This is a genomic window from Paenibacillus sp. J31R122, assembly GCF_056269185.1.
The window spans coordinates 18,499-31,031 of the sequence record NZ_JBWDNM010000024.1 but is presented as its reverse complement, the minus strand read 5'-3'; the positions used below and the strand labels follow the sequence as shown (position 1 = coordinate 31,031).

The window sequence follows — 12,533 nt, the reverse complement described above, 5'->3', positions numbered from 1 at the left end:
AACTAACATGAAGAGAGGAATGAAATTCGGATGAACAAAAGTGCGTTGACCGCTTTTTTGCTTTCGTTTTTACCAGGCGTCGGGCATGGCTATCTGGGTCGTCCTGTCAGGGCGGTGTTGTATGGAGGAGCTTTTTTCGGCCCTATTGGCTTACTCCTATTGATAGGATTGACTAATTCAGGTGATGGAGAAATTATGTTTTTCCTATTGTCCGTGGCCATGCTGAGTGCAGTTATCAACATGCTGGATATGATCTTCTCGCTCATTTCGGGTAAGGCACTTGCAGTCAATCATGTAAAACAATCCTTCGGAGGCCATTCTGAGTCTATAGCAGGCTCTGCGCCACTGTCCTTTGACGAGCAGCAGGAGAAGACACGTGTAATTATGCTGTCCTTTTTCCCTGGCCTTGGTCATATGAGTATTGGTCTCATGCAGCGAGGTATTACGTTTCTCATTTCTTTTATTGGACTGTTTGCGATTATCGTCTTTTTGAGCGTAATAACAGATACTGGCGTATTGCTTATCTTCTTGCTGGCGCTTCCTGTTATATGGATATACAGCATGTTCGACGCGATTCAACAGCTGCAGGCTAAGCAGCGCGGTGAGCAATTAATCGATCGTGCGATATTTGAGGACTTAGAGTCGCATGTTGCTACAGGCCGTAAAAATAAGGTGCTTGCAATCGCCTTGGCGATATTTCCAGGTGCCGGACATCTCTACTTAGGTATGCAGAAACGCGGCCTGCAATTAATGGGTGGTTTTCTGTTAGCGATTTATATTATGGATAATTTACGTTTGTCGTTGTTCTTATTCTTGCTGCCACTGTTTTGGTGCTTTGCGTTTTTCGATGCATTGCAGCAAACGTCACGTTATGAGCGTCAAGAGCTTAGTGATGAGCCAATCTTAAATCAATTTGTCCCTTATCAGAAGTGGTTCGGTATCGCTATGCTTGGTTGCGGTGTTTATTATTTACTGAATAGCGTCGTTGCTGATTTGGTTAAAAGCAATTTATCGAGTGAAATCTACGATATGTATACGGGAGCTATCTTTATGATCCCAACCATAGTCATTTCGTTTGTCCTCATTATCGTAGGCCTGCGTCTGACGTTTGGAAGCAGAACGATACCTGGTACTAAGCAAGCCATAAAGCATGCATCGTCATCTTCTGAATATTCGAAGAAGGAGGGGACAAAATGAATGCTGCACAAGCTGTAGACAGCCCAAATCGTCCCGAGGGCATTCGCACATGGCGTGTAGGCTCTCTATCAATGGGTGTAACACTTATATTAATGGGAACTGCACTAGCCGTTTCGATATGGCAGGATATTGAGTCTTATGAAATGCTCATGTGGGTAGCGCCAATTGTATTTATCATACTAGGTGTTGAGCTGCTTCTTTACTTAAAGTTTTCGGGCAGTGATCGCACTATCGTGCGGTATGATTGGATTAGTGTATTTTTTGTTGGAGTGGTTGGTACGGCAAGTCTCGGGCTTGCGCTGCTTATGTCGACTGGACTATTTGATGAATTACAGCGTGAACTGCAGAAGACGCAGCGCTCGGCGTTTGTTGAAACAGAGAAGTCGCAGGTGCCTGCGAACATTGACAAAATTGTCGTGAATGCTATGAGCAGTGTAGATTTCAGCGAGACGGATACACGTGAGCTCCAGTTGATCGGACAGGTTCGTTACTGGTCAGTTGATAAGGCTGAAAGGCTTGATGATAACATCATGAAGATGAATACAGTGGGTAACACATTGTACGTTAGGATCGCGGCGATAGAGCATAAGGATGGCGGATTCGTGTCTGATACAATCAGTCCGCAATTAACTTTATTTGTGCCCAAAGGTGTGAAGATCGAGCAAAACAGAGATTAAACTTAAATCATAGAGTCATACTAAATGATGTGTTCGAATAAATAAAACAGCAGCTCAGGGCTAACGGCCTGAGCTGCTGTTTTTGGTTTAGAGAGTCTATTATTGTCCGTTATTACTGAGCAACGGCATTGAATGTCATAATCCACATCGATCCGCCTACGATAATGACCATGATAGCGAGACCGAAGACTAGCGCAATCAAGTTGTAGCGAGGATTCTTCTCGTCTTTGATGTGCATAAAGAACACCAACTGGACGATAAATTGCAAGAGAGCCATCACGATAATAATGATCGTTGTTGCTGTTTTGTTAAACAGATCATTCATAACGACAACGAGTGGGATGATCGTTAGAACGATCGAGAGTAGAAAGCCGATCGTATAGCTTTTTATTGAGCCATTATGACCTCCATGTCCCTCGCCATGTGATCCGTTCGAATGAGCGGCAGTGGAATGTGTCGTATGCTTAGACATTCTACATCACCCCCATTAAATATACGATCGTAAATACGAAAATCCAGATAACGTCCAAGAAGTGCCAATACAAGCTGATAATTGTTACTTTACGTTTAGTTACTGAAGTAATACCGCGGCGACTTAGCTGAAGCATTAGTCCAATCATCCAGACCAGACCTACTGTTACGTGCAAGCCGTGCGTTCCAACGAGTACGTAAAAGGCAGATAGGAATGCGTTAGTCGATATTTTAGCACCTTCACTTACCAAATGGATAAACTCATTTAATTCAAGTCCGATAAAAGCAGCGCCGAGCAGGGCGGTAACAGCCAGCCAACCGATGAGACCCTTCTTATTGCCGCGGTTCATTTGTAGAACGGCTATACCGCTCGTGTAGCTGCTCGCAAGCAGAATGAATGTCGAGACGATAATGCCTGGCATTGAAAATAATTCTTCGGCAGTTGGTCCACCGTTCGTATTGTTACGAAGCACAACATAGGTTGCGAACAAGGTGCCGAACAAAATAACGTCAGAAATTAGGAACAGCCAGAAGCCAAATGTTTTTATTTCTTCGTGATCATGATGCTCCGCATGGTGATTATCGCCATGCGGTTTTGAATGAGTTACTGTTTGTGCCATTATTTTGCCCCCCTTAACGCAGCTTCAGTCCGCTCGATTTCTTCAACTGAAATATAATAATCCGTATCGTAGCTAAATGAACGAGCCAGCATACATACTATAACGCCGATGAAGCCAGGAATAGCCATCCATAGCCAATCCCATACTAAGCCAAAGCCAAGCGTGAACCAACAAATCGACATGATGAAAGGAATGGCAGAGTTTTTCGGCATATGAATCGGCTCTAGCGGCTCCTCAGGAGTGACGGGCTCGCCATTCGCACGTCTTTGTTTCTCTTCCCACCATGAATCACGACTGTCAACCTTCGGCAAACGAGCGAAGTTATACAGCGGCGCAGGTGATGGGATGGACCATTCGAGCGTACGGCCGTTCCAAGTGTCCCCAGATGTTGTTTTCTTATAGAAACGAATGCTATGAGCGATTTGCCATACTTGGAAAATAAACGCGATTCCCATCAGGAATGCCCCGACAGTTGATACCACGTTAAGCGGCTGCCAGCCCATATCGAAGTTGTATTCATTAAAACGACGTGTCATCCCCATAAGTCCAAGCGCGTATTGCGGCATGAAACATACGTAGAAGCCGATATTCCAGAACCAGAATGCCCATTTGCCGAGCCCCTCGTGGAGGGTGAACCCAAACAATTTAGGCCACCAGTAGTACAGGCCTGCGAAGTATCCGAACACGACACCGCCGATAAGAACTTGATGGAAGTGCGCGACTAAGAAATAACTGTTGTGGAACTGGAAGTCAGCCGGTGCAACTGACAGCAGTACACCGGTCATTCCACCTATGACGAAGCATGGTATGAAAGCAATTGTCCACATCATAGGTGTTGGGAACGTAAGCCGTCCACGGAACATGGTAAACATCCAGTTAAACACTTTAACCCCGGTTGGTATCGCAATAACCATGGTCGTCAGTGCGAAGAACGCGTTGACGTTAGCTCCAGAGCCCATCGTGAAGAAGTGATGCGCCCATGTGAAGAAGGAGAAGAAGCTAATTGATAATAGTGCGAACACCATTGAATTATAGCCAAACAGTTTCTTCTTCGAGAAGGTGGATACAATCTCTGAGAATATACCGAATGCTGGCAAGACAACAATATAGACCTCGGGATGTCCCCACATCCAAATGAGGTTGATATACATCATCGGATTCCCTCCGCCATCAAGGGTGAAGAAATGGGCTCCAAGGTAGCGGTCAATAAATAGTAGGAATAAAGTTACGGTCAAAATTGGGAATGCAAGAATGATCGTAATGGAAGACGATAGCACCGACCATGAAAACATCGGCATTTTCATAAGCTTCATGCCAGGAGCACGCATTTTCAAAATCGTGACAACAAAGTTAATACCCGTTGCCAAACTACCTATACCGGATATTTGTATACCCCATATATAGAAGTCCTGACCTAAACCTGGACTGCCTGACAGCTCTGAGAGAGGCGGATAGGCCAGCCAACCTGCGTCCGGTGATCCACCGATGATGAACGATACGTTGAACAGCATCGCACCAAAGAAGAACATCCAGAAGCTAAGTGAGTTAAGGAATGGAAAGGCTACGTCACGCGCGCCGATTTGAAGAGGTACGATAACGTTGAACAAACCAAACATAAGCGGCATTGCCATAAATAAAATCATAATAACGCCGTGCGTTGTGAATATTTGATTATAATGCTCTGGGTTTAGAAATTCGGTCGCAGGCATTGCAAGCTGTGTTCTCATAAGCAGCGCATCAACACCACCGCGGAACAACATTAGAATGGATGCGATAATGTACATGATACCGATTTTCTTGTGATCGACGCTAGTTAGCCATTCCGTCCAAAGCCAGCGCCACTTCTTGAAGTAAGTTAGGACGAATACAATGGCAACCATTGATAGTCCGATGGATACTTGAGCCCCTAAAATCAGCGGATCGCCAGTCACGAAAAACTCGGACGCAAAATCTTTTATTTTGTCTAACATAAGGGACCTCCTTAAAGTTTTGTGAAGCAAAACTACCTCGTAAGCAAAAGCTTAAGTTTTGTGAAGCAAAACTACTTCGTAAGCAAAAGCTTAAGTTTTGTAAAGCAAAATTACCTCGTAAGCATATGAGTAAGCTTTGTGAAGCACATGCTCTTGAGGGCATGTGCTTGTAATTGCTTAATGTCCCGCATGGTTGTGGGAACTGTTGTCGTTGCTCGTACTTTCGTTAGATGTGTCTTCTGTTGCAGCAGAGTCATCCTTCTTCACTTCCGTCTTTGATTCCGTAGCAGCTTGATGGTGCTTATGCGGGTTTTCACCTTTTACGTACTGCGTCACGACATGCTCGAACAGTCCTTTAGGGAAAGCGGAGAAGAACTGCTCATCAGATCGGCCTGGTACAGTCAAATTCTCATAGCCATCCATTGTAAGCTCTGGAGAACCTGCTTTCACTTCCTCGATCCATGATTGGTATTCCTCTTCGGAGGTGGCCACCACATCAAACGTCATTTGCGCAAAATCCTTACCGGTGAAGTTAGCGCCAGAACCATAGTAGGTGCCTGGTTCGTCTGCCTGCAGGAACAGATTCATCGCCATACCCGACATAGTATAAATTTGTCCGCCAAGCTGAGGTATCCAGAAGGAGTTCATTGACGTATCCGATGTAAGCTGGAAGTGAATAGGCACATCTTCAGGTATTTTAATGTAATTGACAGTGGCTATACCCTCATCCGGGTATGTAAACAACCACTTCCAGTCGAGCGATGTAACTTGTATCGTAACGGCTTCTTTCTCAGAAGCAATCGGCTTGGATGGCTCAAGTTCAAACGTGTACTTCACCGTGATAGCGGCAAGTATAAGGATGATTACGATTGGAATGCCCCACCAAATAATTTCTAGCTTCGTATTATGCTCCCAATTGGGCTTATAAGAAGCTTTGCTGCCTGGTCTATCGCGATAACGCCATACGATGAATCCGGCAAGGATGATTACAGGAACGATAATAATGGAGCAAAGAATGGTCGCAATGTAAATCAAATCTTTCTGGGACTCGCCAATTGGTCCCTTCGGATCGAGCACAATGTACTGCTCGCCGCAGCCTGAAAGCAAGACAGCCATTAGCATAATGAGTGCTGGTGTCAGTATACGAATATACGGTTTCATTTTTGTTCAACTCCTCGAAATTACTGCTTATGACTACCATAGCAGATACTCATCGGAATAACTGCGGGGTTAACAATTACGTCAAAAATTTGTCTCTATTCTGTAATACAATAGTCACTGGTTAGACATATGAACGACCCTGTTGAAAAAAATAGAGACCGCATAACCAAATATGGATATAATTGAGTGATCATTCATAAATAGAAATACGTTTTTTGCAAAAACAAATGTTTCCTTACATTCATTTCATTAGGGGAGATCTCTATGCGGAATCGGTATTTTTTAATAAGTATGATTGTAATTTCATTTGTTCTATTAGGTATGTGGAAGGACGACGTCGTACACGCGAGTGGCAATTATTCATCCGAGGCCGCGTGGCTAAAGCAATTAAATTTATTAAAAGGCACCGCAGCAGGCTTCGAATTGGATCGTCAACTGACGCGAGCGGAAGCGGCTGTCCTTATTGTTCGAGTGCTAGGCAAAGAGAAAGAAGCTTTGTTGATCAATGAGCCATTACCTTTCCTAGATGTGCCTACATGGGCATATCAGGCGGTATCCTATTTGCACGCAAACAAAATAAGCTCTGGACAGTCCAATACGGAATACGGCTCGTATAGTTATGTGAGCGCTTCACAATATGCAACGATGCTTTTGCATGGCATGGGTTATCGGGTAGAGGCAGGAGACTTCCAGAAAAATGAGGCACTGGACAAGCTGCTGGCTCTGAATGTTATTACCAAGTCGCAATTGACTGAGCTGAAGAGACAGACCTTCACTAGAGGACATGTTGCTCTTCTTACTTATCAAATGCTTAAGACAGCTGTGAAAGACAGTGGGAAATTGCTCGCTCTCACGTTAATTGAGCAGGGTTTGATTAGTTATGCTCAAGCGAAGGATGCTGGGCTGATAACTCCTCCGATCAAGCTCCTAACCGATATGAGCGGCATTGAAGTATATAGGCCTGCTTATGGAGCGCTTAATATTGTCACTAGCAGCAAGCAATTATCTGCAGTGTTAGCGGATTATGGATCGATTGCTTTTAAGTCGTTTGATCAACTATTACCCTATAATCAGGCCGTGAAACAATTAAAGGACGGCAGCTTTGATTACAAGCAATTTCTAGAGACAAACAAGCTGCAGGCGAACAGCCCCGCTCAGAACGAGCCACCAACTAATCGACTCTATACGCATGTATTGGACAAAGACGGTGCCCTTTTGCTCGATAAGGCCAGTCCTAAAAAGTTTTCTTATGTCATGGTTTTTTATGATGCTTATCGAAATCCTATCTTCTATAAATACGCGGAGCTTCCTCAGGTAACCGATAAGCTAAGTGCAAATCCCAAAATTATAGCGCTTATGTATCACCATTTCTCCGATAAAAAGAAGGATATAAACAGTCTTACTGTTCATCCGGACAATTTCCGCGCACAGCTTCAAGCGCTTAAGGCGGAGGGCTTTGTATCGATTCGACAGCAAGATCTTCTGGCTTTTTTAAAAGGGGATAAGAGAGTTAAGCTTCCTGAAAAGTCGGTTATCATTACGATCGATGACGGATACGAAAGCAATTATAAGCTGGCCTATCCGATATTGGTGAAGGAGAAGGTTTACGCGACGATTTTCGCCATTACCGCTCACAGCGACCATCCCGTACAGTGGTCACCGCATTTCAATTGGCTGCAGGCGCTGGAGATGTATAACTCAGGATTTATAGATATTCAGAATCATACCTACAACTCACATTATTATGGGGATACAGAAAAGGGAATTGGTGCTGGCGCTGCAACGACGTCAAGGCTGATGATCAATAAGAAGCTGGAAACCAAAGTGCAATTCGAGAAGCGAATGTATGACGACTTAAACTTATCTAAATCGCGTATCGAGCAATTTGTCGGCAATAAAGTCATTGCTTTTGCTTTTCCATACGGTCGAAGTAACCAGTCACTTATTGATCAAGCACTTGCAACAGGCCACTCACTTATGTACACCATTCAGCCAGGAACGATAAAGCGGGGATCGAATACGAACCAGCTTCCTCGATTGAACGTGGATGGTAAGTACTCCGCTAAGGATCTAATTCTTGAAATTAAACCGTATTTCAAATAATGATCATTAATAGGAAGAAATAAAAAAAGACGGGCAACTGTTGTCAGTTTGCTCGTCTTTTTTCTAGTTGTTGCAAGTTTCTTAGACGTCATCCGAAGACATAGGTGAAGGCTCCTGTTGAAGCCGTGCATGGACTAGGCCAATAGCAGTACCGATGACATAAATATGAACGCTGCCGATTAGAAACCCGATGCCGACCATTAGTCCGACATTTTTATCACTGAAATGGCTTAAGTTAACTAAACAAAGTAATACGCCGATACCAAGAACGCCCCAAGCAATTGCGGTCATTGCTTTGACAAGTCCTTTAACATCTGATTTTGAAGGTTGAACACGGCTAATTGTTGCTGTTTTAGTAGTCATTGTGAACACTCCTAACTCATGTAAGTGTTTTCTTTCAATAACTATAACACAAAGTTCACCGTTTGTTCAAAGAAAATTCACTTGATCAACATAATTCAGACAAAATTGTGCGAAGGACTAACTGCATCAGTCCGTCCACCACCGCTTCAAATCCGTCCACCAAGATCTGCGTCCCGCAGCATTTGCGCCGCCATTTGTTCCTTGGCCGCTTTCCCCGGTTGCTGCTGGTGCGCCGCATACCTCTGTTGGTTCTGTACCGCTGAGAAAAGTCTCCAGTCGCTTGTTCGGGCAGTTGTCAGCCGCAAGCTTCCCGCTAGTCGGGTCAATATAAACATTGACGACACCATCAGGAATGGGAAATATTTTTGGCGGTACGGCAGCCAGCGCTTTCTCCGTATAGCCAGCAAAGATAGGCGCGGCTCTGTAAGCTTCTGCTACGGTCAGCATTCGGTCCTTATCGTAGCCTACCCAGACAGCGGTCGTAAGCTCCGGTGTATATCCAACCAACCAAGCATCCGTCCCTGTTGTGCCTGTTTTGCCGGCGACGGGCCGCTTAATCGTTGAGGAGACTCGGAAGCCTGTCCCGCCAGCATCGAAAACACTCTCCATTAAGCTGGTCATCACATAAGCTTCAGCAGCTGTGATCGCTTGCTTTGATTGTGGTTCTGCTTCATATAAGAGATTGCCCTTTCTATCCTCAATCCGAATGATAGCAACCGGTTCAACATGTATGCCTCTATTAGCAAATGTACCAAAGGCAGAAGCCATTTCGAATGGGCTAACAGGAAATGTTCCAAGCGCTAATGACGGTACGGGTTTCATCGGGCTATCAATGCCAAGATTTCTGGCCGTATCGATCACCTTATTTGCACCTACTGTCATAATGGTATTGACTGCATAAATGTTATCGGAGCTTGCAATAGCTTGCCGCATATCAATAAAGTCATTGACGTATTTATCACCGTAATTACGCGGTTGATAGGTTTTGCGACCCTCGTCATAAGTGAACAGAGTCGGCTCACTCTTGAAGCGTGACACCGGTGACATGAAGCCGCTCCGCAGTGCGGTCAAATAAAGTATCGGCTTAAAGGAAGAACCGGGCTGACGTGTATCGGCGAATACGCGATTGTATTGGTTGCTCTTGTAATTCCGTCCGCCTACCATTGCTTTAATATAGCCATTGCGCGGGTCGATTGAGATAAGAGCTGCTTGCTGCCCAGAGCTCTCAGGAATGCCTTTCTTAATTGCCTCCTCGGCGGCAGACTGTGCTTCAGGATCAAGCGTTGTATAAATCGTAATACCGCCTTCATTAAGTAAATGCTCGTTTATTCCAAGCTTGTCGACGGCAATGTAACGGATATAATCACGGAAATAAGGGGCAAAGCCCTCTTGCTCGCCGGAGCCTAGTGTCTGGAAGTTTAGCACTTCCTTATAAGCGGCATCCTCCTGCTCTTTTGTTATAGAGCCGCCCTCCAGCATAGCCTGCAAAATAGTAAGCTGCCGATCCTTGGCGTTTTTCATATTCAAGTATGGAGAATAGTATTTTGGACCCTTAGGAATACCAGCCAGCATGGCGCTCTCTGATAATGTCAGCTCGGAGGCATGCTTATTGAAATACATCATAGCTGCAGCTTCGATCCCATAGGAACCATGGCCATAATAGATTTGGTTCAAGTACATGCTAAGAATTTCATCTTTGGAATAGTTCATTTCAAGCTGTACCGTATACATCGCTTCCTTTAGTTTGCGCTGCCAAGTCCGCTCATGCGATAAATATAAATTGCGCGCAAGCTGCTGAGTGAGTGTGCTGGCGCCTTGCTTTGCGGACATGCTCTGAACATTAACTTTGACAGCGCGCGCTATTCCCTTCATGTCAAAGCCGCTGTGTTCATAGAAACGGCGGTCCTCGATTGCCAGAGTAGCGTCAATAACATAGTGAGATACATCATCGAGCTGTACGGAACGACGGTTCTCACCAGCGTGGAATGTGTCCATAACATTGCCGTGCAGATCGAGCATTTGTGACGTTTGACTGACAGAGGATACAGGCAGTGTCTGTGAGCGCAAATAAATCAATAGACCAGTGATCGCAATTGCGGATACAATCAGCGCGGCGGTCGAGTAACGCAGCCATTTTTTCAATTTAATAATATGGGGAAGGAACCTCTCGGATATTATAGGAAATGTATATCTGCGGCTAGTCTTGCCCTGCCGATTGGAAGGCTTTTTCATGGAGCGGACTCCCTTCATCGTGAAACTTTACTCTTCCTTAGTATGGAAAAACGAGGAAGTTGCTATTCACGCGATAGGGAAGATTATCATATTTATTATCCAAGCAGTGAATTCATCAAAAAACAGGCCGTCGTTACAATAGAGCGGCGGCAGCCTGTTTTATCTTGTACAATCCTTAACTATTTTGGACTTGGGAATACTCTTTGAATCATCTCACTAAATTGTTCGACAAAGCCTGCAACCGGTCTGCCTTGCTTTACATCCTCAACGTAGGTGTTAACGCGGTCCACAAACTCTGGATTTGTTGATACATAAACGTTTTTGACAGTAGGATCGACTGCTCTTACTTGTTGGGCAATCTGGTCTTCAATGGTTTTTGACATCTTATTGTTGCTGTCGAGAAAGGCAGCAACATAAGCGTTTTTATTGGTGACAAGCACGTTAGCTTGTCGAACACCCTGTACATTCGTGATCTTTTCCGCAGCTTTATCGGCAATATCAATACGGTTATCGACATTGCTTTTACCGTGTAGCGTTTGGTGTCCAACATAATCCTTATTCTGATTGGTATTTTGCATTTGCGGACCATTATTGTTGTACGGGTAAGCTTGCTGCTTTACCTGATTTGGAGTGTTCGTACAACCTGCTGCAAACAATAGCAAACTTGAAGCTGCGACCATTGTGATTTTGATGCTGTTTATTTTTCTTATCATAAAAGCCACCCCTTTCTTCCTCATTAGTGTGGCTTTCTTTCCAATTTCGATACATGAAAGGTTCTAGCCAATTCTATGTTAAAATGCCAGTAACCCCATTTTTTTATTGCGGGAAGCAAGCGAATCCGTACTTGTAGTAGCGATTTAATTTGACTATAATACAGGTTGAACTATTGAAGGAAAGAAGGGATTCTCACATGGAATTATGGTATACAGAAAAACAAACAGACAGCTTCGGCATTACGGCGAAGATTACAAAAACTTATGTTAACGAACAAACGGATTTTCAACAGCTCGATATGATCGAAACTGAAGAGTTTGGAACGATGCTTGTTCTGGACGGTATGGTTATGACAACAGTGAAGGACGAGTTCGTTTATCACGAGATGGTTGCCCATCCTGTCCTGTTCACACATCCTAATCCAGAGCAGGTTCTTGTTGTAGGCGGTGGAGATGGCGGCGTTATTCGTGAAGTCATGAAGCATCCGCAGGTAAAGAAGGCTGTTCTAGTCGACATTGACGGTAAGGTTATTGAATATTCGAAAAAATATTTGCCTTCAATAGCGGGCGAGCTTGATAATCCGCGTGTAGAGGTTCTTGTAAATGACGGTTTCATGCACATTCATGATCACAAAAATACGTACGATGTTATTATGGTTGATTCCACTGAGCCAGTTGGTCCTGCTGCCAACCTGTTCACGCGCGGCTTCTACCAAGGTATCTACGAAGCTTTGAAGGAAGACGGTATCTTCGTTGCACAAACGGACAATCCGTGGTTCAAGGCTGACCTTATTCAAAGCGTTAACAAAGACGTGAAGGAAGTATTCCCTATCGTTCGTGTATATACAGCTAACATCCCGACTTACCCAAGCGGTATGTGGACATTCACAATGGGCAGCAAGAAGTATGACCCAACTGCGATTGATGAGTCCGCTATTCCAGAGATCGATACCAAATATTATACAGCGCGCCTTCACAAAGCAGCTTTCGTACTGCCTAAATTTGTTGAAGATCTCATTAAGTAAG

At 44.4% G+C, this 12,533-nt stretch carries 11 protein-coding genes; 4 read left to right on the top strand and 7 right to left on the bottom strand.

Annotated features, from left to right (window positions below):
• Positions 1–30 precede the first annotated feature (30 nt).
• Together AC0YN7_RS27545 and AC0YN7_RS27540 are read left to right on the top strand one after the other, a co-directional pair.
• A complete protein-coding gene (locus AC0YN7_RS27545) occupies positions 31–1,197 on the top strand; it encodes a hypothetical protein (protein WP_475813224.1) in 1,167 nt (388 codons plus the stop codon).
• Complete coding sequence (locus AC0YN7_RS27540; protein WP_475813223.1) at positions 1,194–1,874, top strand: hypothetical protein; 681 nt, start codon at positions 1,194–1,196, stop codon at positions 1,872–1,874. The genes AC0YN7_RS27545 and AC0YN7_RS27540 overlap by 4 nt, the downstream gene beginning before the upstream one ends.
• 112 nt (positions 1,875–1,986) lie before the next feature.
• Here AC0YN7_RS27540 and cyoD read toward each other — a convergent pair whose 3' ends face one another.
• From cyoD to cyoA, 4 genes are all read right to left on the bottom strand, one after another.
• Positions 1,987–2,346 (bottom strand): cytochrome o ubiquinol oxidase subunit IV, encoded by a 360-nt coding sequence (gene cyoD, locus AC0YN7_RS27535; RefSeq protein WP_475813222.1) that lies wholly within the window; start codon positions 2,344–2,346, stop codon positions 1,987–1,989.
• 1 nt (position 2,347) lies between these two features.
• Entirely contained in the window at positions 2,348–2,965 is a 618-nt protein-coding gene (gene cyoC / locus AC0YN7_RS27530) for a cytochrome o ubiquinol oxidase subunit III (RefSeq protein ID WP_475813221.1), read from the bottom strand.
• Positions 2,965–4,935, bottom strand: a complete 1,971-nt coding sequence (locus tag AC0YN7_RS27525; protein ID WP_475813220.1) for a cbb3-type cytochrome c oxidase subunit I — start codon at positions 4,933–4,935, stop codon at positions 2,965–2,967. Before AC0YN7_RS27525 ends, cyoC begins: the two co-directional genes overlap by 1 nt.
• A gap of 177 nt (positions 4,936–5,112) precedes the next feature.
• The gene (gene cyoA, locus AC0YN7_RS27520; RefSeq protein WP_475813219.1) at positions 5,113–6,096 is read right to left on the bottom strand and encodes a ubiquinol oxidase subunit II; all 984 of its coding nucleotides are present in this window, start codon (positions 6,094–6,096) and stop codon (positions 5,113–5,115) included.
• A 264-nt stretch (positions 6,097–6,360) separates the two neighbouring features.
• On the opposite strand from cyoA, the gene AC0YN7_RS27515 reads away from it, so the two are divergent.
• Entirely contained in the window at positions 6,361–8,199 is a 1,839-nt protein-coding gene (locus AC0YN7_RS27515; protein WP_475813218.1) for a polysaccharide deacetylase family protein, read from the top strand.
• A gap of 81 nt (positions 8,200–8,280) precedes the next feature.
• On the opposite strand, the gene AC0YN7_RS27510 is transcribed toward AC0YN7_RS27515, so the two are convergent.
• The 3 genes from AC0YN7_RS27510 to AC0YN7_RS27500 form a co-directional block, all read right to left on the bottom strand.
• Positions 8,281–8,562, bottom strand: coding sequence for a hypothetical protein (locus AC0YN7_RS27510; protein ID WP_475813217.1), 282 nt, complete (start codon positions 8,560–8,562; stop codon positions 8,281–8,283).
• Positions 8,563–8,688: 126 nt separating this feature from the next.
• Entirely contained in the window at positions 8,689–10,794 is a 2,106-nt protein-coding gene (locus tag AC0YN7_RS27505) for a transglycosylase domain-containing protein (RefSeq protein ID WP_475813216.1), read from the bottom strand.
• A gap of 179 nt (positions 10,795–10,973) precedes the next feature.
• A complete protein-coding gene (locus AC0YN7_RS27500) occupies positions 10,974–11,507 on the bottom strand; it encodes a YhcN/YlaJ family sporulation lipoprotein (RefSeq protein WP_475813215.1) in 534 nt (177 codons plus the stop codon).
• Positions 11,508–11,704: 197 nt separating this feature from the next.
• Between AC0YN7_RS27500 and speE the strand changes: the two genes are divergently transcribed.
• Positions 11,705–12,532, top strand: coding sequence for a polyamine aminopropyltransferase (speE, locus tag AC0YN7_RS27495; RefSeq protein WP_475813214.1), 828 nt, complete (start codon positions 11,705–11,707; stop codon positions 12,530–12,532).
• Position 12,533: the final 1 nt, after the last annotated feature.